24 protein-coding genes and 3 tRNA genes are annotated in these 23,875 nt (G+C 70.9%); 2 read left to right on the top strand and 25 right to left on the bottom strand.

Features of this window, described 5'->3' with window-relative positions:
• Positions 1-3: 3 nt before the first annotated feature.
• The 23 genes from VFQ84_RS10435 to VFQ84_RS13940 all read right to left on the bottom strand — a co-directional run bounded on the left by VFQ84_RS10435 (position 4) and on the right by VFQ84_RS13940 (position 18,651).
• Positions 4-303: a hypothetical protein gene (locus tag VFQ84_RS10435; protein WP_325131570.1), complete on the bottom strand. Its 300-nt coding sequence runs from the start codon at positions 301-303 to the stop codon at positions 4-6.
• 24 nt (positions 304-327) lie between these two features.
• Positions 328-414 (bottom strand) — tRNA-Leu (locus tag VFQ84_RS10440).
• Positions 415-805: 391 nt separating this feature from the next.
• A tRNA-Cys gene (locus VFQ84_RS10445) sits at positions 806-879 on the bottom strand.
• A 92-nt stretch (positions 880-971) separates the two neighbouring features.
• Positions 972-1,047: transfer RNA gene (locus VFQ84_RS10450), tRNA-Gly, on the bottom strand.
• Positions 1,048-1,102: 55 nt separating this feature from the next.
• Positions 1,103-1,663, bottom strand: coding sequence for a CDP-diacylglycerol--glycerol-3-phosphate 3-phosphatidyltransferase (gene pgsA, locus VFQ84_RS10455; RefSeq protein WP_325131571.1), 561 nt, complete (start codon positions 1,661-1,663; stop codon positions 1,103-1,105).
• A gap of 10 nt (positions 1,664-1,673) precedes the next feature.
• On the bottom strand, positions 1,674-3,542 hold the full coding sequence (gene uvrC / locus VFQ84_RS10460; protein ID WP_325131572.1) for an excinuclease ABC subunit UvrC: 1,869 nt from the start codon (positions 3,540-3,542) through the stop codon (positions 1,674-1,676).
• Positions 3,539-4,963 (bottom strand): redoxin family protein, encoded by a 1,425-nt coding sequence (locus VFQ84_RS10465; protein WP_325131573.1) that lies wholly within the window; start codon positions 4,961-4,963, stop codon positions 3,539-3,541. The genes uvrC and VFQ84_RS10465 overlap by 4 nt, the downstream gene beginning before the upstream one ends.
• A gap of 27 nt (positions 4,964-4,990) precedes the next feature.
• Entirely contained in the window at positions 4,991-5,458 is a 468-nt protein-coding gene (locus VFQ84_RS10470; protein ID WP_325131574.1) for a low molecular weight protein-tyrosine-phosphatase, read from the bottom strand.
• A 23-nt stretch (positions 5,459-5,481) separates the two neighbouring features.
• Complete coding sequence (gene kdsB, locus VFQ84_RS10475; RefSeq protein WP_325131575.1) at positions 5,482-6,249, bottom strand: 3-deoxy-manno-octulosonate cytidylyltransferase; 768 nt, start codon at positions 6,247-6,249, stop codon at positions 5,482-5,484.
• Entirely contained in the window at positions 6,236-7,261 is a 1,026-nt protein-coding gene (gene lpxK / locus VFQ84_RS10480) for a tetraacyldisaccharide 4'-kinase (RefSeq protein ID WP_325131576.1), read from the bottom strand. Before lpxK ends, kdsB begins: the two co-directional genes overlap by 14 nt.
• Complete coding sequence (gene msbA, locus VFQ84_RS10485; RefSeq protein WP_325131577.1) at positions 7,258-9,015, bottom strand: lipid A export permease/ATP-binding protein MsbA; 1,758 nt, start codon at positions 9,013-9,015, stop codon at positions 7,258-7,260. Before msbA ends, lpxK begins: the two co-directional genes overlap by 4 nt.
• Positions 9,012-9,434 (bottom strand): biopolymer transporter ExbD, encoded by a 423-nt coding sequence (locus tag VFQ84_RS10490; RefSeq protein ID WP_325131578.1) that lies wholly within the window; start codon positions 9,432-9,434, stop codon positions 9,012-9,014. Before VFQ84_RS10490 ends, msbA begins: the two co-directional genes overlap by 4 nt.
• The gene (locus VFQ84_RS10495; protein ID WP_325131579.1) at positions 9,431-10,081 is read right to left on the bottom strand and encodes a MotA/TolQ/ExbB proton channel family protein; all 651 of its coding nucleotides are present in this window, start codon (positions 10,079-10,081) and stop codon (positions 9,431-9,433) included. The genes VFQ84_RS10490 and VFQ84_RS10495 overlap by 4 nt, the downstream gene beginning before the upstream one ends.
• 3 nt (positions 10,082-10,084) lie before the next feature.
• Positions 10,085-12,400 carry a DNA internalization-related competence protein ComEC/Rec2 gene (locus VFQ84_RS10500; protein WP_325131580.1) on the bottom strand — a complete coding sequence of 772 codons (2,316 nt, stop codon included), beginning with the start codon at positions 12,398-12,400 and terminating at the stop codon, positions 10,085-10,087.
• Between the two features lie 42 nt (positions 12,401-12,442).
• Positions 12,443-13,183: a lipoprotein-releasing ABC transporter ATP-binding protein LolD gene (gene lolD / locus VFQ84_RS10505; protein WP_325131581.1), complete on the bottom strand. Its 741-nt coding sequence runs from the start codon at positions 13,181-13,183 to the stop codon at positions 12,443-12,445.
• Positions 13,176-14,423, bottom strand: a complete 1,248-nt coding sequence (locus VFQ84_RS10510; RefSeq protein WP_325131582.1) for a lipoprotein-releasing ABC transporter permease subunit — start codon at positions 14,421-14,423, stop codon at positions 13,176-13,178. The genes lolD and VFQ84_RS10510 overlap by 8 nt, the downstream gene beginning before the upstream one ends.
• A 6-nt stretch (positions 14,424-14,429) precedes the next feature.
• Entirely contained in the window at positions 14,430-14,876 is a 447-nt protein-coding gene (locus tag VFQ84_RS10515; protein WP_325131583.1) for a hypothetical protein, read from the bottom strand.
• Positions 14,836-15,033, bottom strand: coding sequence for a succinate dehydrogenase assembly factor 2 (locus tag VFQ84_RS10520; RefSeq protein WP_325131611.1), 198 nt, complete (start codon positions 15,031-15,033; stop codon positions 14,836-14,838). Before VFQ84_RS10520 ends, VFQ84_RS10515 begins: the two co-directional genes overlap by 41 nt.
• A gap of 74 nt (positions 15,034-15,107) precedes the next feature.
• Positions 15,108-15,890 carry a succinate dehydrogenase iron-sulfur subunit gene (locus VFQ84_RS10525; protein WP_325131584.1) on the bottom strand — a complete coding sequence of 261 codons (783 nt, stop codon included), beginning with the start codon at positions 15,888-15,890 and terminating at the stop codon, positions 15,108-15,110.
• A gap of 19 nt (positions 15,891-15,909) precedes the next feature.
• Positions 15,910-17,700, bottom strand: a complete 1,791-nt coding sequence (sdhA, locus tag VFQ84_RS10530) for a succinate dehydrogenase flavoprotein subunit (protein WP_325131585.1) — start codon at positions 17,698-17,700, stop codon at positions 15,910-15,912.
• Between the two features lie 7 nt (positions 17,701-17,707).
• Positions 17,708-18,085: a succinate dehydrogenase, hydrophobic membrane anchor protein gene (sdhD, locus tag VFQ84_RS10535; RefSeq protein WP_325131586.1), complete on the bottom strand. Its 378-nt coding sequence runs from the start codon at positions 18,083-18,085 to the stop codon at positions 17,708-17,710.
• A complete protein-coding gene (gene sdhC, locus VFQ84_RS10540) occupies positions 18,082-18,477 on the bottom strand; it encodes a succinate dehydrogenase, cytochrome b556 subunit (RefSeq protein WP_325131587.1) in 396 nt (131 codons plus the stop codon). The genes sdhD and sdhC overlap by 4 nt, the downstream gene beginning before the upstream one ends.
• 60 nt (positions 18,478-18,537) lie before the next feature.
• Positions 18,538-18,651, bottom strand: coding sequence for a DUF1674 domain-containing protein (locus VFQ84_RS13940; protein ID WP_414637031.1), 114 nt, complete (start codon positions 18,649-18,651; stop codon positions 18,538-18,540).
• Between the two features lie 90 nt (positions 18,652-18,741).
• Between VFQ84_RS13940 and VFQ84_RS10550 the strand changes: the two genes are divergently transcribed.
• Positions 18,742-19,614 (top strand): folate-binding protein, encoded by an 873-nt coding sequence (locus VFQ84_RS10550; protein WP_325131589.1) that lies wholly within the window; start codon positions 18,742-18,744, stop codon positions 19,612-19,614.
• 67 nt (positions 19,615-19,681) lie between these two features.
• Complete coding sequence (locus VFQ84_RS10555) at positions 19,682-20,560, top strand: phosphate/phosphite/phosphonate ABC transporter substrate-binding protein (protein ID WP_325131590.1); 879 nt, start codon at positions 19,682-19,684, stop codon at positions 20,558-20,560.
• 94 nt (positions 20,561-20,654) lie between these two features.
• Here VFQ84_RS10555 and VFQ84_RS10560 read toward each other — a convergent pair whose 3' ends face one another.
• Entirely contained in the window at positions 20,655-21,548 is an 894-nt protein-coding gene (locus tag VFQ84_RS10560) for an adenylate/guanylate cyclase domain-containing protein (protein ID WP_325131591.1), read from the bottom strand.
• Positions 21,549-21,606: 58 nt separating this feature from the next.
• On the bottom strand, positions 21,607-23,868 hold the full coding sequence (locus tag VFQ84_RS10565) for a thiamine pyrophosphate-dependent enzyme (protein ID WP_325131592.1): 2,262 nt from the start codon (positions 23,866-23,868) through the stop codon (positions 21,607-21,609).
• Positions 23,869-23,875: the final 7 nt, after the last annotated feature.

Here is a 23,875-nt window from a genome sequence, read left to right on the forward strand (position 1 = left end):
GGATCAGGCGGCGGGGCGCTGCTTGAGCACGCGGTAAATGTCCCAGAAGCCGACGACGGCGACCACCGCGACCAGGAAAAAGGCCGTCTGGACGACCACGCCGGCCAGCGACCCCATGCCGCCGTCGCCGCTGTCCGCCCAGCGATAGGCCAGGGGCGCCGTCCAGCGCGCCACGATGCCCGCCCCGTAGCTGGCGGCGACGATCGCGAAGCCCCGGATGCGCGTTCGCTGCCAGCACGCGGACAGCAGCAGGATCGCCGCCAGGTCGACCACGAAGTACATCAACCCCATCATCAGGAACATCCCGGCGCTACTCCCCTGCGTTCGTGGTGCCCGGGGTGGGGGTCGAACCCACATGGCCTTGCGGCCGGGGGATTTTAAGTCCCATGCGTCTACCAGTTTCGCCACCCGGGCCTTGGACGATGGTGCCGGAAGCGCGTGCGCGTCGCCAGCGCTGCGGTGCGCTGGGGTGGGTGGACGCGTGATTGAAAGCGAACGCTTCGGGTGGGGGCCGAGTGTTTGAACGCGGATCAGAGCGGAAACCGCCGATAAGAGCGGATAAAGCCAAATAAAGACAAATGAAGCCAAAGGCCTGGATGGGGTCTAGGACCTTGAGTGGCTTTTCGCCCGAGGCAACGCACTCGGCTCGCCCCCCTCAAGCCCTATCCGCTCTTATCGGCGGTTTCCGCTCTGATCCGCGTTCAAATAAAAGCGGCCTGCCCGAAGCCAGCCCCATCGGGTACGCCACACCCGAATATCCCGCGCCCAGCAACAAAAAAGCCCCGCCGGAGCGGGGCTTTGATGATGGAGGCCGAGGTCGGAATTGAACCGGCGTACGCGGATTTGCAGTCCGCTGCATAACCACTCTGCCACCCGGCCGGGATAGCGTTGCCGGAAGCTTATCGCGTCCGGCGGCGGTTGCCACCGCCTTGAAAAAACAAAACCCCGGCGGGCGGGGTTTTGTCTGGAACTGGAGCGGGAAACGAGACTCGAACTCGCGACCCCGACCTTGGCAAGGTCGTGCTCTACCAACTGAGCTATTCCCGCAAGAGACGCACATTTTGGGGGAAGCCCCCCGGAGGTGTCAACACCCTTTTTCGTTTCAGCCCTTCTTTCGCATCGTCGGCCAGGCCGCGTGCAGGTAGTCCAGGCCCGACCACAGGGTCAGGGCCGCCGCGATGGCCAGCAGCCACTCGCCGATCCGGAACACCGGCAGGCCCAGCAGGTCCTCCTGGAACAGCAGGCAGCTGATCGCCACCATCTGCACGATGGTCTTGAGCTTGCCCAGCGCGGCCACCTTGACCAGGCCGTGCGCGCCCACCTGCGCCATCCACTCGCGCAGGGCCGAGATGGTGATCTCGCGGCCGATGATCACCGCGCTCAGCAGCGCCATCCAGGGCGTGTCGTGGCGCTCGACCACCAGCAGCAGCGCGAAGGCCACGGTGAGCTTGTCGGCCACCGGGTCCAGGAAGGCGCCGAAGGCCGAATACATGCCGTAGCGGCGCGCGATCCAGCCGTCCAGCCAGTCGGTGAGCGCGCCGAAGATGAAGATGCCGGCGGCGGCGATGTTGGTCCAGCCGTAGGGCAGGTAAAAGACGACGACCAGCACCGGGATCAGCACGATCCGCATCAGCGTCAGCATGGTCGGGATGGTCAGGGTCACGGGGTCCTGCTCAGGCGTCGTTCCGGGGCGATTGTGCCTCAAGTCCGTGCAGGGCGGCGTAGATGCGCTGGGCCAGCGCATCGTTGACGCCTTCGACCCGGGCGATTTCCTCGGCGCCGGCGGCCTTGAGCCCGGCCAGTCCGCCGAAATGCTTGAGCAGGCTGGCGCGCCGGCGCGGGCCGATGCCCGGGATGTCCTCGAGCCGGCTGGTCTCGCGCGTCTTCTGCCGTTTGCCGCGGTGGCCGGTGATCGCGAACCGGTGCGCTTCGTCGCGCACCTGCTGCACCAGCTGCAGGCCCGGCGAGGCCGCGCCCGGCCGCAGCTCGCGGCCGTCGGCGAACACCAGCGCCTCGTGCCCGGCGCGGCGCGCCTCGCCCTTGGCGACGCCGACCATGGCCACGCCCTGCACCCCCAGTTCGTCCAGTACCGCCCGCGCCTGCGCCAGCTGCCCGGCGCCGCCGTCGATCAGCAGCAGGTCGGGCAGCACGCCCTCCTCCACTCCGCGCCGGAAGCGCCGCTCCAGGGCCTGGTGCATGGCCGCGTAGTCGTCGCCGGGCGTGATGCCGGTGATGTTGTAGCGCCGGTACTGTCCGCGCACCGGGCCTTCGCCGTCGAACACCACGCACGAGGCCACGGTCGCCTCGCCCATGGTGTGGCTGATGTCGAAGCATTCGATGCGCGCCGGCGGTTCGCCCAGTTCCAGCAGGGCCTGCAGCGACAGCAGCCGCGCGCGCTGGCTGGCGCTGCTTGCGGCTTCGGTGGCCAGGGCCAGCGCCGCGTTCTGGCGGGCGATCTCGAGGTAGCGGGCACGCTCGCCGCGCACCGACGACTTGAGCTCGACCTTGCGCCCGGCCTGCGCGCTGAACACCTCCTGCAGCAACGTCTCGTCGGCGATGGCATGGCTGAGCACGATCTCGCGCGGCGGCCGCTGCTCCAGGTAGTACTGCGCGACGAAGGCGCCCAGCACCTCCTCGGGGCTCTCGGCCCCGTTGGGCCGCGGGAAGAAGCTGCGCGTGCCCTGGTTGAGGCCGTTGCGGAAGGCCATCAGCAGCACGCAGGCCGCGCCCTGCTCCATCGCCAGCGCCAGCACGTCCATCTCGACCTGCTCGCCCTCGACGTACTGGCGGGCCTGGATCTTGCGGATGCCGGCGATCTGGTCGCGCAGCACCGCCGCCTGTTCGAACTCCAGCCGCTGGCTGGCTTCATCCATGGCCCGGCCCAGTTCATCCACCAGCTCGGTGCTGCGGCCCTCGAGGAACAGCACCGCGCGGCGCACGGTGGCGTCGTAGTCGCGGGTCGGCACCAGGCCGACGCAGGGCGCGCTGCAGCGGCCAATCTGGTGCTGGAGGCAGGGCCGGCTGCGGTTGCGGAAGACGCTGTCCTCGCAGCTGCGCAGCTTGAACAGCTTGAACATCAGGTCCAGCGTCTCGCGCACCGCGCCCGAGCTGGGATACGGCCCGAAGTAGCGCCCGGCCATCGCCCGCGGTCCGCGGTGGTAGCCCAGCCTGGGCCAGGTCTCGTCGGTCAGCAGGATGTGCGGGTAGCTCTTGTCGTCGCGCAGCAGCACGTTGTAGCGCGGGCGCAGCGACTTGATCAGCTGGTTCTCGAGGATCAGCGCCTCGCTCTCGGTGCGGGTCACCGTCACTTCGATGCGGGCGATCTGCGCCACCATCAGCGCGATCCGCCGCGACGGCAGCTCCTTGAGGAAATAGCTGCCCACCCGCTTCTTCAGCGACGAGGCCTTGCCGATGTAGAGCACGCTGCCGTCGGCCCCGAGCATGCGGTACACGCCCGGCGCCGGGGTCAGGTCGCGGACGAAGGCCTTGCCGTCGAACGGGGCCGGCGCCTCGCCGGCGGGGGTGGCGTCGCCGGCCGTCATTCGCCGATCGGCAGGCGGCCGAGCTTGCCGCTGGCCAGGTCCAGCCGCAGGACTTCGTGGGCACCGGTGTTGGCGATCCACAGCGAGCCCGCGCCGGCCGCGAGCGCCGCCGGCAGGTCCAGCGGCTGCGGCAGGTCGTGGGTGGTCATTTCGCCGCCGCCCAGGCGCAGCTTGCGCAGGCTGCCGTTGTAGCTGTCGGCGACCCACAGCACCGGCGAGGCCGGGTCCAGCGCCAGCGCCATCGGCAGCTGCAGGCGCGCATCGCGGCGCTGGCCGTCGTGTTCGCCAAACTCGTAAAGCCCCTGCCCGACCAGGGTCTGCACCTGGCCCTGGGCGACCTGGATGGCGCGGATGGCCGAGGTGGCGGAATCGGCGACGTAGAGCGTCTGCTGCACCAGCGCCAGGCCGGTCGGGTGCGCGAACATCGCGTTGCGGGTCGGGCCGTCGACGATGCCCAGCTCGCCGGTGCCGGCCAGCAGGCGCAGGCGGGCCTGGGCCAGGTCGTACTCCCAGACCTGGTTGCTGCCTGCCATCGCCAGGTACAGGCGGTCCAGGGTGCCGGCGACATCGCAGGGCTGGTTCAGGGACAGCGTGGCGTCGCCCGACTGCTGGCCCTCGCGCACCGCGCCGGGGCGACCGTTGCCCAGCACGGTTTCCACCGCGCCGTCGAGCAAGCGGATGCGGCGCAGCGCGTGGTTGCCGGTGTCGGCGACGTACAGCGATTCGCGCACCAGGCACAGGCCGCGCGGCGACCGGAACGCGGCGATGTCGGCCGGCCCGTCGAGGTAGTCGCCGTGGCCGGTGCCGAATTCGCGCAGCACGCGGCCCGAGTGGGTGCACTCGAGGATGCGGTGGTGGCCGGTGTCGGCGACGTACAGGTGGCTCTCGCCCACGGCCAGGCCGGACGGGAAGGCCAGCGGCAGCCGGGATTCGCCGCCGCGGCGGCGCGGCGGCTCCGCCGGCCGCACGGCGCCACCGACCTCGTCGATCAGGGCGGCGATGGCGGCATCGATCGCCGGGCCCTGGTGGTCGCCGGCGAAGACATGGCGCAGCCGGCCGCGCGTGTCCACCAGCGCCACCGACGGCCAGGACTGGATGCCGTAGTGCTGCCAGGTGCTCCAGCTGCGGTCGTTCGCCACCGGGAAGTTCAGGCCCAGGCGATTGGCCGTCTTGAGCACCAGGCGGCCGTCGAGCTCGGAGTCGAACTTGGGCTGGTGGATGCCCAGCAGCGTCAGCGCCACCGGGTACCGCGCCTGCAGGCGCATCAGTTCATCAAGCAGGGTGTGGCAGTAGGACGAGGCCGCGTTCCAGAACACCAGCGCCAGCACCCGGCCCTGCTGCGCCGCGACCGTCTGGCGGTCGGCGTTGAGCCACTGCAGGCTCGGCGGCAGTTCGGGGGCGGCTTGGTTGGCCTGCGACATGGGGGCGTCCTTCCGGGGGTCGCCGCATTATGCCTGCGGCGCCAGTTTGCGCAGCAGGCCTTCGGCGGCCGCGCGCGCCAGCGTGCAGGTCGCTTCGAATCCGGCGGCATCGCCGTAGTAGGGATCGGGAACGTCGCCCCGGTGCGCGGCCTCGCACCAGGCCAGGGCGAGGTGAAGACGCGCGCGCGCTTCCGGCGGCGCGTGCTGGCGAAGCCACTGCAGGGTGTCGCCGTCGGCCGCCAGCATCAGGTCGAAGGCCTGGAAGTCCTCCGGCGACACCGCCCGCGCGCGCTGGCCGCGGAGGTCGACGCCGTGGCGGGCCGACGCCGCGATCGCACGCGGGTCGGGCGGTGAGCCGGCGTGCCAGCCGCCGGTGCCGGCCGAGTCGAGCTGGGCGCGATGGCCCTGGCCCGCGGCCTCGAGGGTATGCCTTGCCCAGCCCTCGAGCAGCGGCGAGCGGCAGATGTTCCCCATGCAAACAAACAATATTTTCAATGCGTTACAGCAACTATGTAAAGTTACTTATCAGCCAGCGCCTGGGCCTCGGCCCTTGCCAGGTCGGCTTCGGTGTCCACGCCCGGCGGGAACGGCACCGGCGTCAGGCCGACGGCGATGCGATGGCCGGCCTCGAGCACCCGCAGCTGTTCGAGGGCCTCGAGCTGTTCAAGGCGTCCCGGCGGCAGGGCCGCGAAGCGCCGCAGGAAACCGGCGCGGTAGGCGTAGATGCCGATGTGCCGCAGCGCGCTGCCGACACCAGGCGAGAGGCGGTCACGCGCAAACGCATCGCGCTGCCAGGGAATCGGGGCGCGGCTGAAGTACAGCGCCAGCCCACGGGCATCGCGCACCAGCTTCACGGCATTGGGATCGAACAGGGTCGCGCTGTCCTCCACCGCGGTCGCCAGGGTGGCCATCTCGGCGTCGGACTCGGCCAGGGTGCGGGCCACGGCGCGGATGCCCTCCGCCGGCGCGAAGGGCTCGTCGCCCTGCAGGTTCACCACGATCTGGTCGTCGGCCCAGCCCAACTGGTCGGCGCACTCGGCCAGGCGATCGGTGCCCGAGGCGTGGTCGGCGCGGGTCATGCACACGCGCAGCGGCTCGCCGCCCAGCGCCTCGGCGATGCGCACGTCGTCGGTCGCCACCACTACCTCGCGGGCGCCGGCGGCCAGGGCCCGGTGGGCCACGTGCACCACCATCGGCAGGCCCGCGATCAGGCGCAGCGGCTTGCCCGGCAGGCGGCTGGCGCCAAACCGGGCCGGGATGGCGACGATGAAATCAAGCGGATCCATGGGCGGGACTCCAGGCGGCCAGCTGCGTCTGCAGGGCCGTGAACAGGGCATCGGGCAGGTCGGCGCGAACCGGCACCGCCCAGGCGTCGGCGAGATCGAGGCCGGCGCACTTCACCGCGTCCTTCTCGGTCATCAGCCGGGGGCCGGGGGGCGTGAACGCCAGCTCGTCCGCGGTGAAGGCGTGGTGGTCGGGGAAGGCGTGCTCGATCGGCGCCAGGCCGGCGGCCCGCAGCGCCGCGAAGAAGCGCGCCGGATGGCCGATGCCGGCGAAGGCGTGCAGCACGCCGTCGCCGAAGGCCCCGAGCGGACGCGACGCCCCGCCCGCCATCGGCAGCGCGTTCCCCAGCACCAGCTGCATCGGCCACTCGGGCGTCGTATCCGCGTGGTCGGCCCGGGTGCCGCGTGGCTGGCCGCCGTTGATGACGCGATGGTCGACGCGGCGACCGGCCGGCTCGCGCAGCGGCCCCGCGGGAATGAGCCGTCCGTTGCCGTGCCGGCGTTCGCCGTCCACGACCTCGATCTCGATGTCGCGCCCCAGGCGCAGGTGCTGCAGCCCGTCGTCGGCGATCACCAGGTTGCAGCCGGCGGCCACCAGGCGCCGCGCCGCGGCGACCCGGTCGCGGTCGACGAATACCGGCAGGCCGGTCTGGCGCGCGATCAGCAGCGGCTCGTCGCCACATTCCGAGGCCGGCATGTCGAGGGCCACCTGCACCGGACCCTGCGAACGGCGGCCGTAGCCGCGGCTGACGATGCCCGGACGCCAGCCGCGTTCCGCCAGGCCGCGGGCCAAAGCGATGGTCAGCGGCGTCTTGCCGCTGCCGCCTGCCACCAGGTTGCCGACCACCAGCACCGGCACCGGCAGCCGGTGCACCCGCCGCAGGCCGCGCTGATAAAGTGCCGCGCGCAGGGCGATGAGCCCGCGGTAGCACCCGGCCAGTGCCTTGAGCCCGGGGCCCGGCGCCACGCCGCCGTACCAGCGCCGCAGCAGCCAGCGCTCCAGCGCGGCTTTCACCCGGCCTCCGACTCGCGGAACTGCATGCGGTGCAGATGGGCGTACAGGCCGCCGCGGGCCAGCAGCTCGGCGTGAGTGCCCTGCTCCACCAGCCGGCCGGCGTCGAGCACCAGCACCTGGTCGGCGTGTTCGACCGTGGACAGGCGGTGCGCGATCACCAGCGTGGTGTGTTCGGGAATCAGGCGGTTCAGCGCGTCCTGCACCAGCCGCTCGGACTCGGTGTCGAGCGCGGCGGTGGCTTCGTCCAGGATCAGGATCGGCGCGTCCTTGAGGATGGCGCGGGCGATCGCCAGGCGCTGGCGCTGGCCGCCGGAGAGCAGCCCGCCGTTCTCGCCGATGCGTGCGTCCATGCCGTCCGGCAGGCGGTCGATGAACTCGGCCGCATTGGCGGCCTCGGCCGCGGCGCGCACCCGCGCCGGATCGACGCCCGTGGCTTGGCCGTAGGCGATGTTGGCCGCAATGCTGTCGTCGAACAGCATCACCCGCTGGCCGACGATGGCGATTTGCCGGCGCAGGTCGGCCAGGCGGTACTGCTCGATCGGCACGCCGTCGACCAGCACCGCGCCGGCGCTGGGCTCGTAGAAGCGCGGCAGCATCCGGATCAGGGTGGACTTGCCGCTGCCCGACCGGCCGACGATGGCGGTGACGGTGCCGGGGCGGGCGACGAACGAGACCTGGGCCAGCGCCGGCGCCTCCTGGCCCGGATAGCGGAGCGTGACGTCGCGGAATTCGATCTCGCCGCGGGCGTGCAGCAGCGGCAGCGTGCCGGTGTCGCGCTCGTCGGGCTCGTCGAGGATGCCGAACAGGCGCTCGGCCGCCGCCACGCCGCGCTGGACCAGGCTTTGCACGTTGGTGATGCGCTTGAGCGAAGGCAGCATGGCCATCATCGCCGTGAGCATGGCGACGAAGGCGCCGGCGTTCATCCGCCCCTTCGCGGCCTCGCTGCCGGCCACCAGCAGGATCACGGCCAGCGCGGTGGCGGCCAGCACCTGCACCACCGACGAGGCCGCGGCGCGGGTCGACTCGACCTTGATGCTCAGGCCCAGGTTGCGGTTGATCAGGGTCGTGTAGCGCGCCAGCTCGGAGCCCTGGGCGCCGTAGACCTTCACTTCCTGCTGCGCCGACAGCGCCTGTTCGGCCGACTGCGCCATGTTGGCGACGCCGTCCTGGATGCCGCGGTTGATCTGCCGGTAGCGGCGGCCGACGATGCCCGAGATGGCGGCGATCAGCGGCGCCACCACCAGCATCACCAGGGTCACGCGCGGGCTGTACCAGAACATCACGCCCAGCAGGCCGACGATGGTCAAGCTGTCGGTCAGGATGACCTTGATGGCGTCCGAACTGGCCTGGGTGACCTGCTCGGTGTCGTAGTTGAGCCGCGAGACCATCGACGGCACCGGCTCGGTGTCGAAGCGGGCGCTGGGCAGGCGCAGGTATTTCTCCAGCACCTCGCCGCGCAGGTCGCGCACCACGCTGCGGCCGGCGCGGGCCATGCCGTAGTCGGTGCAGAAGGTGGCCAGGCCGCGCACCACGAACAGGCCGACGATGGCCAGCGGCAGCGTCCAGCGCAGGGCCGGGTCCTTGTCGACGAAGGTGCCGTTGATCATCGGCTCCATCATCCAGGTGAAGGCCGAGGCCGCGGCGGCCTCGAACAGCATGCCGACGCCGGCCGCCGCCAGGAAGAACTTGTAGCGCTTCGCCCGCCCCAGCAGGCGGCGGTAGATGGTCCAGGCCGAGGTTTCAGGGCTGCTCAAGGCTTGGCCTCGGGCGTGGTGGCGATCGAGATCTTGCGGAAGCCGGCCTGGCCCAGCGCGTCCATCGCCGTCACCACCGACTGGTGCGGCGTACGGGCGTCGGCGCGCAGCACGACCGGGCGCTCGCGGTCGGTGCCGGCGACCCGGACGATGGCCTCGCGCAGCGAACCGACGTCTCGCTTGAGCACTTCGTCATTGCCGATGAAGAACCGGCCCTCGGCGTCCACCAGCACGGTCAGCGGCTCGCCCGGGTCGACCTCGGTGGTGGCCTGCGACTGCGGCAGCACCAGCTTCAGGGCCGAGCGCTGGTCGAAGGTGGTGGTGACCACCAGGAAGATGATCAGGCAGAAGACGACGTCGATCAGGGAGACCAGGTTGATCTCCGGCTCGTCCGGCACCCGGCCGGTGCTGAGCCTCACGCTTCGCTCCGCTTCGCGCGCGGGGCCTTCGCCGGCGGCGGCGCCGCGCCCTCGTCGAGGGCGTCGAGCAGCGCGGTGGCCTGCTTCTCCATGTCGATCACGTAGCCGGTGACGCGGCCGCGCAGGTAGCGGTGGAACATCAGCGCGGGGATCGCCACGCACAGGCCGGCCGCGGTGCTGATCAGGGCCTGGCCGATGCCGCCGGCCAGCCGGTTGGCGTCACCGACGCCGGCGGTGAGGATGTCCAGGAACATCTCGATCATGCCGAACACCGTGCCCAGCAGGCCCAGCAGGGGCGTCACCGCGGCGATGGTGCCCAGGGTGTTCATGAAGCGCTCCATGCGGTGCGCCACGTGCCGGCCGACGTCCTCGATGCGCTCCTTGATCAGCTCGCGCGGGCGGTGGCGCACGTCCAGGCCGGCCGCCAGCAGTTCGCCCAGCGGCGAATTCCTGCGCAGCACGTCGATGTGCTTGGGGTCGAGCGCGCGGCCGCGGGCCCATTCACGCACTTCTTCGCCCAGGCCCGGCGGCAGCACTTCCTGGCGCCGCAGGCTCCAGAACCGCTCCAGGATGATGGCCAGGGCCAACACCGCCAGGAGGATGATGGGCAGCATCACCCAGCCGCCCGCTTTGATCAGTTCCAGCACGCCTCACCTTTCGGGTTCTTGCCTGTCGATAGCATAGCCTGCCCCGCCGGCAGCGGCATGGCGCCAGTAGCGCGGGCGGTCCTGGCGAAGGCGTTCGCGCAGCCGCACGCCGCCCGGGCCCAGCCGCACGGTGATGGCACCGCTGCCGGCGCTGTCGTGCAGGGTGACCGAGTAGCGGTCATAGCGATTGAGCACCACGGGCTTGGGCAGGCCGAAGCGGTTGCCCTCGCCCACCGCGACCAGGCCGAGCGTGGGACGCACCGCCGCCAGGAAGTCCAGGCTCGAGGAGGTGTCGCTGCCGTGGTGCGGCACCACCAGCAGGTCGGCGCCGATGCGCGTGCGCGGCAGCTTGGCCAGCCGCGCCTCGACGTGGCGGCCGATGTCGCCGGCCAGCAGCGCGTGCCGGCCGCCGGCGCTGATGCGCAGCACGCAGGAGCTGTCGTTGCGCAGGTAGGGAAAGTGCGGCGTCGGGTGCAACACCTCGAAGTCGACGCCATCCCACCGCCAGCGCTGCCCGGCCACGCAGGCGCCGTGTCGGGTACCGGGCATGGCCTCGGGCGCCATCACCCGGCCCGGGGCAAAAGCCCGCGCCACCGCCTCGGCGCCGCCGGCGTGGTCGTTGTCGCCGTGGCTGATCACCAGCGTGTCCAGCCGGGCCACGCCGAGCGCGCGCAGGGCCGGCACCACCACCGCTTCGCCCAGGTCCATGCCGCGCGGCGGCGCCGGGCCGGCGTCGTACAGCAGCGTGTGCGCGTGCGTTCGTACCAGCAGCGCCAGGCCCTGGCCGACGTCGAGCAGGTGCAGGTCGACCTCGCCGCGCGGCGGCCGCGGCAGTGCGGGCCACAGCAGCGGCAGCAGCAGCGCCAGCGCCAGCGGCTTGCCGGGCACGGTGCGCGGCAGCAGTCCCCAGAAGGCGCCCAGGAGCGCCAGCGTGGTCGCCGCCAGCCCCGGCTCGGGCAGCCAGGCCAGCGCCGGCGGCCAGCGCGCCACCCAGTCCAGGCCCAGCCATAGCCACTGCATCAGCGTGGCTGAAAGGCTCCAGAGTCCGGCCGCCACCCCGGGCAGCCAGGGATCGAACGCCAGGCCCAGCAGGGCCAGCGGCACCACGACCAGGCTGATCCAGGGAATGCCGACCAGGTTCACCAGCGGCCCGGGCAGCGAGGCCTGGCTGAAGAACCACACGCTGAGCGGCAGCAAGCCAAGCATCGCCACCGCCTGGGCCGCCAGGAAGGGCCGGAGCAGGCCCTCGCCCGGACGCTGCGGCAGGCACCAGGCCAGCCAGGCCACGCCCAGGAAGCTCAGCCAGAACCCCGGCGCCAGCACGCTGGCGGGATCGCCGACCAGGACGCACACCAGCGCCAGCGACAGCGACTGCGCCAGGGACGCCGGCCGCCGCAGGCCGTGCGCCAGCGCCACGGCGGCGATCATCAGCAGCGTGCGCACCGTCGGCAGCGCGAACCCGGCCAGCGCCGTGTAGCCCGCCGCCAGCGCCAGCGCCATGGCGGCGCTGCCCTGTGGACGCGGCCAGCGTCGCCCCAGGGCCGGCGTCAGCCAGTACAGCGCGCGCCCCAACCAGGCGCCGAAGCCCGCGACCAGGCCGACGTGGAAGCCGGAAATGGCGATCAGGTGGGTCAGGCCCGTCGCGCGCAGGATCTCCCAGTCGCGGTCGTCCAGGCCGCGGGTGTCGCCCAGCGCCAGCGCGGCGACGAAGCGCGCGGACGGCTGCGCCACCGCCGCGTGGATCCGGGCCGACAGCACCGCCCGCGCCTGGTCCAGGCCGTGTCCGGGGCCGAGCCGCTGCACCGGTCCGGCGTCGCGGACCACGCCGGTGGCGGCGATGCGCTGTTCGATCGCACGACGCTCGAAGTCGAAGCCGCCCGGGTTGAGCAGGCCGCGCGGCGCGCGCAGGCGCAGCGGCAGGCGCCAGCGGCTGCCCGGCACCACGCCCGGCAAGGGCTGGCCCGGACGCGCGAACCAGCCCAGGCGCAGCTTCCTGCCCGCCGCCAGGCCGGGCGGTCCCTCGGTGACGATGAATTCGAAGCGCAGGCCGTCCTCGGTGCGCAGCGGCAGGCCCACCACGCGCCCCTCGACCACGACGTCCTGCCCCGACCGCGCGGCCGGCCACTGGGCCGCCAGCGTGGACTGCCCCTGCAGGCAGGCCAGCGCAACGCCCACGGCCGCCGCGCCCAGGGCGCGCGGCCACCCCGCGCGAACGTAAGCCAGCAGCCCCAGCGCCAGCAGCAGCGCGGAGAACAGGGGAGGTGGCAGCCGCGGCAGTCCCTGCACCACCAGCACGCCCGCCAGCAGGCTGGCGGCCACGGCGGGCCCGAACGGGGACGGCCCGGGGCCGCGCACCGCGGCTCAGGGACGGTCGGGCGCCGCGGCGTGGGGCGGGAGGCGGTCGTCCACGAGCGGCTGCAGTCGTCCCCGGGACAGTTCCAGGGTCCGATCCAGTCGCCGCGCCAGGCGGCGATCGTGGGTCACCATGACCAGGGCGGTGCCGAGGTCGCGGTTGAGTTCCAGCATCAGGTCGAAGACTGCGGCTGCGGTCTTTTCGTCGAGGTTGCCGGTGGGCTCGTCGCCGAGCACGCAGGCCGGGCGCGTGACCAGGGCGCGGGCGACGGCGGCGCGCTGGCGCTCGCCGCCGGACAGCTCGCCTGGCTTGTGGCCCAGGCGATGCCCCAGGCCCACGCGTTCGAGCAGGGCCTGCGCCGGCTGGCGCGCCGCCTCGACCGCGTCGCCGCGGATCAGCAGCGGCATCATCACGTTCTCCAGCGCCGTGAACTCGGGCAGCAGGTGGTGGAACTGGTAGACGAAGCCCAGCGCCCGGTTGCGCAACTCGCCGCGCTGGCGCTCGCCCATCGTGAACATGGCCTCGCCGTCGACATAAACCTGGCCGGCCGTGGCCTGGTCCAGGCCGCCGAGCAGGTGCAGCAGGGTGCTCTTGCCGGCACCGGAAGCACCGACGATGGCGACGGTCTCGCCGCGCCGGACCTCGAGGTCGAGGCCGTCGAAGACCGGGGTTTCCAGGTCGCCCTCGGCATAGGTCTTGCCCAGCTTCGAGCAGCGGATGACGACGTCCATGCCGGGATCCTTATTCATAGCGCAGCGCCGTGGCCGGATCGGTGCGCGAAGCGCGCCAGGCCGGGTAGAGGGTGGCCAGCAGGCAGAGCACGAAGGCCACCGCCACCACCGTCACCACGTCCCCGGGCTGCACCAGGCTCGGCACGCCGCCGGTGATGTAGTAGACGTCGGACGGGAACAGCTCGGCGCCGAACAGGCGCTCGAAGAACCGCACCACGGCCGAAAGGTTGCTGGCCAGCAGCACGCCGCCGACCGTCCCGACGGCGATGCCGACCACGCCGATCACCAGGCCCTGCACCACGAAGACCCGCATCACCGCCGCCGGCGACATGCCCAGCGTGCGCAGGATGGCGATGTCGGACTGCTTGTCCTGCACCAGCATGATCAGCGACGACACCAGGTTGAAGGCGGCGATGGCGATCACCAGCGACAGCAGGATGAACATCACCGTCTTTTCCATCTTCAGCGCGCGGAAGAAATTGGCGTTGTCGCGCATCCAGTCGCGCACCCGGTAGAAGCCATCCATCTTGTCGGACAGGTCGCGCGCCACCGGTGCGGCCTGCCACAGGTCGACCAGCTTCAGGCGGACGCCGGTGACGCCCTCGCCCATCCGGCCCAGGCGCTGGGCGTCCTGCAGGTGCACCAGGGCCAGGCCCAGGTCGTACTCCTGGGTGCCGGCCTCGAAGATGCCGACGACGTTGAAGCGCTTGGCCCGCGGCAGCGCGCCCAGCGGCGTGACGGTGGATTCGGAGATGAAGACGTTGACCGCGTCGCCCGGGCCGACGCCGAGCAGGATGGCCAGCTCGCGGCCCAGGATGATGTTGAAGGCGCCGGGCTGCAGCTGGTCCAGCGTGCCCTGCTTCATCATCCGGTTGATCTCGGAAACCTTGGGCTCGTGCGTGGGCAGCACGCCGCGGATGATCGCGCCGCGGCGCTGGCGCCCCTGCAGCAGGGCCTCGGTTTCGATGTAGGGCGCGGCGCCCTCGACCCGCGGGTCGGCGTTGGCCAGCGCCACGGCGCGCGGCCAGTCCTGCAGCGGTCCGTCGACCCCGGCGACGGTGGCGTGCGCCACCATGCCCAGGATGCGTTCGCGCAGCTCGGTCTGGAAGCCGGTCATCACCGACAGCGTCGTGATCAGCGCGATCACGCCGATGATGATGCCCAGGATGGACGCCATCGAGATGAAGGAGATGAAGCCGTTGCGCCGCTTGGCGCGCAGGTAGCGAAGGCCGATCGAGAATGGCAGGGGCTGGAACATGGGGTCCTAGGCTGACAGCACGGCCAGCGGGTTCGCGGAACGGGGATCGGCCGAGGCCGCCAGGTGCAGCTGGCGGCGCAGGCCAGGCGACAGGGTATCCGGCCACCAGCAAAAACGCTGCAACCTTCCATGAACGTCGCGTGCCGCCAGCACGGCGATCGGACCGCGCAGGTGCAGGCGCGGGGACACCAGGACGCTGCCGTTGACCCACACCGGCGCGTCGCCACCGGCCCAGGCCAGGCGGCAGGGCGCCCTGCCCGCCTCGCGCCGGGCCAGCTGCAGGCCCCGGGCCAGGGCCAGGGTCGCGGCGGGGAGCTTCAGGGGTGGCGGCAGCCGGCTGGCAAGCAGCGACCCGCCGGCGAGCAGGCCCAGCGCCACCAGCGCCAGGCCCAGGAGGCGCGAGGGCCGCCAGTCAAGGCGGAAGGTCGAGGATGCGGGCGACGAGGTCGGCAAGCGAGGTGTCCTCGGGCCGTTCGCGGCCCATGAACCATCGCCAGAGCTTATCGTCCTCGGTGTCGAGCAGCTGCAGGAAAATCGCCCGCTCCGCGTCGGAAGCCGCCGGCCAGCGGGCGTCGAGATAGCGCAGCATCAGCTGGTCGAGCTCGCGCATGCCGCGTCGGCAGCGCCAGCGAAGCCGCCGCAGCTCGGCGGCCTCGCGTTCCGGATCACGCGTCTCCACGGCCCTCAGGCGCCGCGGCGCTGCAGCATCAGCTTCTTGATCTCGCCGATCGCCTTGGCCGGGTTCAGGCCCTTCGGGCAGGTGCGGGCGCAGTTCATGATGGTGTGGCAGCGGTAGAGCTTGAACGGATCCTCGAGCTCGTCCAGGCGGGCGCCGGTGTCCTCGTCGCGCGAGTCGATGATCCAGCGGTAGGCCTGCAGGAGCACGGCCGGGCCCAGGTAACGATCGCCGTTCCACCAGTAGCTCGGGCAGCTGGTCGAGCAGCAGGCGCACAGGATGCACTCGTACAGGCCGTCGAGCTTGGCGCGGTCTTCCTTCGACTGCAGGCGCTCCTTGGCCGGCGCCGGACTCTGCGTGCGCAGCCAGGGCTTGATCGACGCGTACTGCGCGTAGAAGTGGCTCAGGTCCGGCACCAGGTCCTTGATGACCGGCATGTGCGGCAGCGGGTAGATCGGCACTTCCTGCTTGCCGCACTCGTCGATGCCCTTGGTGCAGGCCAGGGTGTTGGTGCCGTCGATGTTCATCGCGCACGAGCCGCAGATGCCCTCGCGGCAGCTGCGCCGGAAGGTCAGCGTCGGGTCGATCTCGTTCTTGATCTTGATCAGCGCGTCCAGGACCATCGGGCCGCACGAATCCATGTCGACTTCGTACGTGTCGGTGCGCGGATTGGCGCTGTCGTCCGGGTTCCAGCGGTAGATCTTGAAGGTCCGCACGTTCTTCGCGCCGGCGGCGGCGAAATGCTTGCCCTTGGTGACCTTGGAATTCTTGGGGAGGGTGAACTCAGCCATTGTCAGGTGTCCTGGGCGATCAGTAGGTGCGGGCCTTGAGCGGGACCACGTCGACGTCCTTGCTCAGGGTGTACATGTGCACCGGGCGGTAGTCGATGGCGGTCTTGCCCGCGTCGTCGACCCAGCACAGGGTGTGCTTGTGCCAGTTCACGTCGTCGCGGTCCTTGAAGTCCTCGCGGGCGTGGGCGCCGCGCGATTCCTGCCGGTTCTCGGCCGACACCAGGGTGGCGACGGCCTGGCCCAGCAGGTTCTGCAGCTCCAGGGTCTCGACCAGGTCGGAGTTCCAGACCAGCGAGCGATCCGACACCTTCACGTCGGCGAACGAGGCCACGACTTCACGGATCTTCTCGACGCCGTGCTTGAGGGTCTCGCCGGTGCGGAACACCGCGGCATCGTTCTGCATCGTCTGCTGCATGGCGTCGCGGATCTGCGCGGTCGGCGTGCCGCCGTTGGCGTGGCGCAGCTTGTCGAGGTTGGCCAGCGACTTGTCGCAGGCCGAGGCCGGCAGCGACTTGTGCGGCGCGCCCGGCTTGATGGTCTCGGCGCAGCGGTTGGCCACGGCGCGGCCGAACACCACCAGGTCGAGCAGCGAGTTCGAGCCCAGGCGGTTGGCGCCGTGCACCGACACGCAGGCCGCCTCGCCGATGGCGTACAGGCCCGGCACCACCGAATCGGGGTTGCCGTCCTTCAGGGTCACCACTTCGCCGTGGTAGTTGGTCTGCAGGCCGCCCATGTTGTAGTGGACGGTCGGCAGCACCGGGATCGGCTGCTTGGTGACGTCGACGCCGGCGAAGATCTTGGCGGTCTCGGCGATGCCCGGCAGCTTCTCGTGGATGTCGGCCGGGTTGAGGTGGGTCAGGTCGAGGTGGATGTGGTCCTTCTTCGGGCCCACGCCACGGCCTTCGCGGATCTCGATGGTCATCGAGCGCGACACCACGTCGCGCGAGGCCAGGTCCTTGGCGTTGGGCGCGTAGCGCTCCATGAAGCGCTCGCCGGCGGAGTTGCGCAGGATGCCGCCTTCGCCGCGGACGCCCTCGGTGATCAGGCAGCCGGCGCCGTAGACGCCGGTGGGATGGAACTGCACGAACTCCATGTCCTGCAGCGGCAGGCCCGCGCGCAGCGCCATGCCGCCGCCATCGCCGGTGCAGGTATGGGCCGAGGTGGCGCTGAAGTAGGCGCGGCCGTAGCCGCCCGTGGCCAGCACGGTGCCCTGGGCGCGGAACAGGTGCAGTTCGCCCGAGGCCATGTCGAGCGCGAGCACGCCGCGGCAGGCGCCCTCCTCGTCCATGATCAGGTCGAGTGCGAAGTACTCGATGAAGAACTCGGCCTGGTGCGCCAGCGACTGCTGGTACAGCGTGTGCAGGATGGCGTGGCCGGTGCGGTCGGCGGCCGCGCAGGTGCGCTGGGCGGTGCCCTGGCCGTAGTTGGTGGTCATGCCGCCGAAGGGGCGCTGGTAGATCTTGCCGTCCTCGGTGCGCGAGAACGGCACGCCCTGGTGCTCGAGCTCGATGATGGCCGGGATCGCTTCACGGCACATGTACTCGATGGCGTCCTGGTCGCCCAGCCAGTCCGAGCCCTTGATGGTGTCGTAGAAGTGGAAGCGCCAGTCGTCCTCGCCCATGTTGCCCAGCGCGGCCGAGATGCCGCCCTGCGCCGCCACGGTGTGCGAGCGGGTCGGGAACACCTTGGAGATGCAGGCGGTGCGCAGGCCCTTCTGGGCCAGGCCGAAGGTGGCGCGCAGGCCGGCACCGCCGGCGCCGACCACGACCATGTCGTAGGTGTGCTCGTGGATCTTGTAGGCAGAAGTCATGGCGGGCTCAGGCAGAGAAGACGATGCGGCCGATGGCCAGCAGGGAGGCGATGGCGGCCAGCGCGAAGACGAACTTGATGGCGATCTGCAGGGCGATTTCCAGGCCGCCGTGGACGTAGTCCTCGACCACGACCTGCAGGCCCAGGCGCGCGTGCCAGAACAGCGACAGCACGAACGCCGCCAGCAGGGTCGCGGTGACCGGGTGGGCGATGGCGCCGCGCACGGCCAGGTGGCTGGCGCCAAGCAGCTTGACCGCGAACATGACGAACCACGGGGTCAGCAGCGCCAGCGCGATGGCGGTCAGGCGCTGGTGCCACCAGTGCGAGGTGCCGTCCTTGGCCGAGCCCAGGCCCTTGGCGCGGGCAAGCGGATTGCGCAGGCTCATGCCACGCCTCCCAGCCCGAACCACCAGAGCGTGGCGGTGATCACCACCGACAGCGCCAGCACGGCATAGCCGCTGGCGTAGGCCTTCGGGATCGAGAAGCCGCGGCCGGCGTCCCAGAACAGGTGCCGGATGCCGTTGAGGAAGTGGTAGACCAGGCTGGCCGAGAACGCGAACAGCGCGATCTTGCCCGGCACCGAGGCCAGCACCGACCGGAAGCCGTCGTAGATGAAGGCGTTCTCGGACGCGGCGACCAGCCACGCGGCCAGCACCAGCGAGCCCAGCGCCAGGATCACGCCGGTGGCGCGGTGCGCGATCGACATCATGCTGGTGAGCTGCGGCCGGTAGTACGGGCCGATCATGAAGGGGGACAGGGGTCGTTTTGGCGTGGCCATGGGCTGCGCTCGTCTCTCGGGGATCGGTGGAGTTTCAGGGGCGCGGTGTGTGCGCGGCGTTCAGAAGTCGATGCAGCGCCCGTTTTTTTCCCAGTCGCCGTAGCGGGTGGGGTCGGGCCCGTCGCGGCCACCGATCTCGGCGGGCGGCGAAGGCATGGCATTGTCGGCGGCCACGGGGCCAGCGGCCTCCGGTGCGGTACCGGCGGCGGTTTCGCCTATGATTCGAGGCTCGTCAGGCATTGCGTAATGTTAAGTCCCACCCCCATGACGTTCAAGACAAATCTATCCCCGGCGTCCTGCCCGGCGCTTTCCGGCTTCGGCGTGATGACCGTGCGAGGCCCCGATGCGGCCCGCTTCCTGCAGGCGCAGCTGATGAACGACGTCGCTGCGCTGGCCGTCGGCCAGTGGCACTGGACCGGCTGGCTCACGCCCAAGGGCCGCGTGATCGCCCTGTTCGCGCTGGCCAGGCTGGACGACGACCGTTTCCTGGCGGTCTCGCCGGACATGCCGGCCGACGCGCTGCGGGAGGCGCTGCAGCGCTTCGTGTTCCGCAGCAAGCTCGCCATCGACGCCGCCCCGGGCTGGGTGGCGGCGGCGGGTCCGGTCTGCGGCACGCCGGCCCCGGACCGGTTCGCCGGCGAGGCGCCCGGCGTCCTGGCGCTGGATTTCGGCACCCATGACGCGCCGCGGACACTGTGGCTGCTGCCGTCCGGCGATCCGGCGCTCGCCCCGGCCGATCCGGTCGTCGACGCCGCCTGGCTGGCGCACGACCTCGTCTTGGGCCTGCCCCGCCTGCCGCCCAGCCAGCGCGAGGCCTGGACGCCACAGATGCTTTCGCTCGGGCGGCTTTCCGCCTTCAGCCTCAAGAAAGGCTGCTATCCGGGGCAGGAGATCGTCGCGCGCACGCACTACCTCGGGCAATCGAAGCGTGAACTGGTTCGCATCCTCGGCGAGGGCCTCGCCGTCGGCCAGCCGGTGATGGCCGGTGAACGCACCGCCGGCACCCTCGCCTGCGCGACGGCCGACGGGCGTGAAGGCCTGGCCGTGATGGCGGCCGGGGACGCCGGCGAGTTCACCGTCGGCGGCCGCCCCTGCCGCCCTGCCACGCTCGCGGACGGGCTGGCGCGAGGGGGCTGAAACCCGCGCCAGCATTGGCCAAAGCGCGGGATGTCTGCTATACCGCGAGCACAGGGAGGAACCAGACATGACGCTCAAAAAAGGCCTAGCCGCCTTGCTTTGCTCGCTGATCGCGACCCCGGCGCTCGCCGCCGAATACATCCTCGCGGTCGAACCCAACTACCCGCCGGCGCAGGCCGAGCAGGTCTACAAGCCGCTGCTTGATTACCTCGCGCAGAGCACCGGCCACACCTTCAAGCTCAAGACCGCGACCAACTACCACGTCTACTGGCGCGACCTGCGTTCGGGGGCGCGCACCGACTTCGCGTTCGAGGAAGCGCACTTCACCGACTACCGCGTGAACCGCCACGGCTTCACGCCGCTGGTGCGCGTGTCCGAAGGCACCCGTTACTCGCTGATGGCCGATCCGTCGATCGCGGAACAGGGCATCACCGGGCTCATCGGCTACCGCGTCGTCAGCATGCCGGCGCCCAGCATGGGCTACCTGCTGCTGGGCGACATCTACAAGAACCCCATCGCCCAGCCCGAGATCATGTCGGTGGCGGCGAACTGGCGCGACGGCGTCGAGATGGTGTTCTCGCAGGAGACCGAGGCCGCGATGGTGCCCAACTACATCGCCCAGCTGTATCCGAACCTGGTGTCGGTGTCGGATTCGCGCGAGTTCACCGGCCGTGCGCTCAGCGCGGGCGGCACGGTCCCGGCCGACGTCCGCCAGGCCGTGTCCGAGGCCATGCTGAAGCTGCACGAGGACGATTCGCTGTACGAAGTGCTGGTCGAGCTCGGCGCCAGCCAGTTCGTCGAGACCAACGCCGCGGAGTACGCGGGCAGCGAAAGCCTGCTGCGCGGCGTGTTCGGCTACCGGCCGATGCCGAAGGCGGCGGCCGAAGCCGAGCCCGACGTCGAACCCGAGATCACTGGCGGCATCCAGGTCCAGGCCGACGACTGACCTCGCCAGGCAATACCCCGTGGGAGGGGCGGCGTTCCCGATGGCTTGCGTCGCGAAGCATCGGGAACGACGTCCCTCCCGCTGTTTCCGGGGCTCAGAGGGCCTCGTAATGGATGACGTCACCGGTGTTCACGGCGACCGCCTGGCCGAGGCTGATCGTGCCGGCCTTGCGCAGGTGCAGCTCGTCGCGGTGCACCTTCAGTTCGTCGTCGTCGCCGATGCGCACGTAGGTGCCGTTGGTGGACCGGTCGGCCAGCAGGAAGTGTCCCCGCTTGTACTCGATCATCGCATGCGTGCGGCTGACCCAGTCCGCCTCGACCTGCAGGTGGTTGGCCGGTTCGCGACCCATGCTGAAGGGTTCTGAGTCCGGCCGCAGCTCCACCACCTGGCCGCGATGGCGCAGCCGCAATACCTCACCGGCGGCGGAGTCGCCGCTGCGCACCGCCGACTGCACCATGGTCATGCCCGAGGTGTCTTCCTGCCACACCAGGTCGACGATCGAAATCGGCAGCAGCTTGCCGCTGACCCGCGCCTTGCCCAGGCCGCGCGCCTCCGGGACCTTGCCGGTCAGGCTGTCGTAGGTGGCGGCGGTGGTGACGATCTGTTCGCGCTTGGCCAGCGAGGCCATCCGCGCGGCGGTGTTCACGGCATCGCCGTAGACGTCGCCGTCGTCCTCCTCCAGCGCGTCGCCGTGGTGCAGCCCGATGCGGATCGCCAGGCTGTCACGGACGAAGTCGATGTCGCGGCCCATCCGGCGCTGCATGTCGCAGGCCGCCAGCACGCCGTTGAGCGCGGCCGGGAAGGTGCACATGATCTCGTCGCCGATGGTCTTGATGACGCGGCCACCGTGCTGCCGGCAGACCTGGGTGAGCGCGTCGAGCACGGCCGCGATCAGCCGCCGCGCTTCCTGGTCGCCCTTCGCCTCGAACAGGCGCGTGCTGCCGCTGACGTCGGCGAACAGGATGGTCTGGGGCCGGGACGGGCTCATGGCCAGAGTCTAGGCGATGCCGGGGCAGGCGTCATTCTCATGCCCCGGGACAACGGTGTCAGGCGAGCGTCGCGGCCATCGCGACGATGTCCGCCTCGCTGGGAATGACCAGGAAGGCGGCACCTGCCAGCGGCGTGTAGGTGTCGGCGCCGACCACCCGGCGCAGCGGCTTGGCGCCGTACCCGGCCTCGACCACCGCGGTGATGACGCCCTCGCCCACGCCCGCCGACTTGCGGCCTTCGTCCACGACCATGATCCGGTCGCACTCGCCGGCGTGGCGGGCGATGGCCTCGGCGTTGAGCGGCTGCAGCCAGCGCAGGTCCACCACCCTCACCTTCCAGCCGTGGTTGCGCTCGATGTCGCGGGCGGCGCGCAGGCTCATCGGCAGGCCGTTGCCGAAGCTGAAGATCACCAGGTCGCGGGCTTCCGGGAAGTACACGCGCTCCTCGCCCAGCACCATCGCCTCGCCGTTGGCCGGATAGGCGGTGAGCCACTGGCCGTCGCCGGCTTCGTAAAGGTCCTTGGCCATGTACAGCGCGATCGGCTCGAGGTAGGCGCAAACCCGGCCGTCGACCTTGGCCAGGGCCATCATCGTGCGCAGCATGGTCACCGCGTCGTCGCCGCGGCTGGGGCAGCCCACCACCAGGCCCGGGATGTCGCGCAGCGCGGTGATCGAGTTGTCATTGTGGAAGTGGCCACCGAAGCCGCGCTGGTAGCCCAGCGAAGCGATGCGCATCACCATCGGGTTGCGGTACTGCCCGTTGGAGAAGAACTGCAGCGAGCAGGCTTCGCCGCGGATCTGGTCGCAGGCGTTGTGGAAGTACGCCAGGTACTGGATCTCGGGCATCGGCAGCATGCCGACGTTGGCATAGCCCTGGGCCAGGCCCAGGATCATGGTCTCGTCCAGCAGCGTGTTGAAGACGCGGGCGTTCTTGAACGCCTTGTGCAGGCCCTTGGTGACCGTGTACACGCCGCCCTTCTGCGCCACGTCCTCGCCGAACAGCAGCGCCTCCGGGTACTTGCAGAACAGGTCGTGCAGCGCGTTGTTGATCTGGATGGCCAGGTGGCGCGGCGCCTGGTTCTCGGGCAGCTTCGCTTCGCTGCCGAACACGGACAGCCGCTTGTCGTCGAAGCCGCCGCGGGTGGCTTCGGCCATCACCTTGTCCGGCGTGTAGGGCGCGAGCGGGCGCATGACTTCGGCCAGGTCGTCGAGCTTGGGCCGGCGGTCGGCGTCCTCGGCCGCGGCGAAGCAGCGCCGGCGGGTGTCCTCGTACTTCGCCAGCAGCTCGTCCTTCGACATCAGGCCGGACGCGAGCGCGATCGCCGCCGAGCGCAGCAGCGGATCGGTGGCCTCGACCGCCATCAGCTCCTCGAAGCTGCGCCACTCGATCTCGAAGTCGGTGCCGGCGTGGCCCATGATGCGCGTGGTGCGCAGGTGCAGGAAGGTCGGCCGGCGCGTGCGGCGGCAGTGCTCGACCGCGGCCTGCACCTGGCCGTAGCCCTCGGCCACGTCCAGGCCGTCGGCGTAGAAATAGTCCAGGCCTTCGCGGTGCCGGAAGGCGTTCGCGATCCAGCCGCCCGGCGTCTTCACCGAGATGCCGATGCCGTTGTCCTCGCAGACGTAAAGCACGGGCGCGGGCAACTTCTGGTAGGCGGTCCACTGCGCGGTGTTGAACGCGGTCTGGGCGCTGGCGTGGTTGCTGGAAGCGTCGCCGAACGAGCAGATGGCGATCGAATCCTCGGGGATGGGCAGCGCGTGGCCGATGCGGCGCGCCTGTTCGATCGCGATCGCGGTGCCCAGCGCCTTGGGCAGGTGCGAGGCGATGGTCGAGGTCTGCGGCAGCACCCACAGCGGCTTGCTGCCCCACACCTTGTGCCGGCCGCCCGAGATCGGATCCTCGCTGCTGGCGGCGAAGCTCAGCGCCGAATCCATGATCGGGTCCATGCCGGGCAGCTTGCGGAAGCGCTCGGCCATGAAGCCGCCGGAGCGGTAGTGCAGGAAGGCCGGATCGGTGTGGCGCGTGAGCCGCGCGACCATCGCATTGCCTTCGTGGCCGGAGGAACCGATGGTGTAGAAGACCTTCTGCTGGACGCGCAGCACGCGCGCCATCAGATCCAGGTGGCGCGACACCAGCTGCGACTCGAACACCGCCAGGAAGTCGGCGGCGGTGCAGGCGCTGCCCTCGAGCACCGGCTCGTGCGGCGCCGGCCGCGGCTCCGGGCGGCCCGCCCAGTTCGCCACGAACTCGATGAAGTTGTCGTCGCACACCTTGGCGCGATTGACGTCTTTGTGGCGGGCGGGGATCAGCGGCGTGGACATGGGGTTT

This window comes from Arenimonas sp. (genome assembly GCF_035721105.1).
In the GTDB taxonomy this organism is placed as follows: domain Bacteria; phylum Pseudomonadota; class Gammaproteobacteria; order Xanthomonadales; family Xanthomonadaceae; genus Arenimonas.

Excerpts from the sequence above, each read along its gene's own strand:
- lolD (WP_325131581.1), bottom strand. The coding sequence starts at position 13,183 with ATGAATAAGGATCCCGGCATGGACGTCGTCATCCGCTGCTCGAAGCTG.
- VFQ84_RS10560 (WP_325131591.1), bottom strand. The coding sequence starts at position 21,548 with ATGAGCCCGTCCCGGCCCCAGACCATCCTGTTCGCCGACGTCAGCGGC.
- VFQ84_RS10520 (WP_325131611.1), bottom strand. The coding sequence starts at position 15,033 with ATGCGCGAGCTCGACCAGCTGATGCTGCGCTATCTCGACGCCCGCTGG.
- VFQ84_RS10510 (WP_325131582.1), bottom strand. The coding sequence starts at position 14,423 with ATGTTCCAGCCCCTGCCATTCTCGATCGGCCTTCGCTACCTGCGCGCC.
- VFQ84_RS10525 (WP_325131584.1), bottom strand. The coding sequence starts at position 15,890 with ATGGCTGAGTTCACCCTCCCCAAGAATTCCAAGGTCACCAAGGGCAAG.
- sdhC (WP_325131587.1), bottom strand. The coding sequence starts at position 18,477 with ATGGCCACGCCAAAACGACCCCTGTCCCCCTTCATGATCGGCCCGTAC.
- VFQ84_RS10555 (WP_325131590.1), top strand. The coding sequence starts at position 19,682 with ATGACGCTCAAAAAAGGCCTAGCCGCCTTGCTTTGCTCGCTGATCGCG.
- kdsB (WP_325131575.1), bottom strand. The coding sequence starts at position 6,249 with ATGGATCCGCTTGATTTCATCGTCGCCATCCCGGCCCGGTTTGGCGCC.
- VFQ84_RS10550 (WP_325131589.1), top strand. The coding sequence starts at position 18,742 with ATGACGTTCAAGACAAATCTATCCCCGGCGTCCTGCCCGGCGCTTTCC.
- VFQ84_RS10435 (WP_325131570.1), bottom strand. The coding sequence starts at position 303 with ATGTTCCTGATGATGGGGTTGATGTACTTCGTGGTCGACCTGGCGGCG.
- VFQ84_RS10465 (WP_325131573.1), bottom strand. The coding sequence starts at position 4,963 with ATGTCGCAGGCCAACCAAGCCGCCCCCGAACTGCCGCCGAGCCTGCAG.
- VFQ84_RS10565 (WP_325131592.1), bottom strand. The coding sequence starts at position 23,868 with ATGTCCACGCCGCTGATCCCCGCCCGCCACAAAGACGTCAATCGCGCC.
- sdhD (WP_325131586.1), bottom strand. The coding sequence starts at position 18,085 with ATGAGCCTGCGCAATCCGCTTGCCCGCGCCAAGGGCCTGGGCTCGGCC.
- uvrC (WP_325131572.1), bottom strand. The coding sequence starts at position 3,542 with ATGACGGCCGGCGACGCCACCCCCGCCGGCGAGGCGCCGGCCCCGTTC.
- sdhA (WP_325131585.1), bottom strand. The coding sequence starts at position 17,700 with ATGACTTCTGCCTACAAGATCCACGAGCACACCTACGACATGGTCGTG.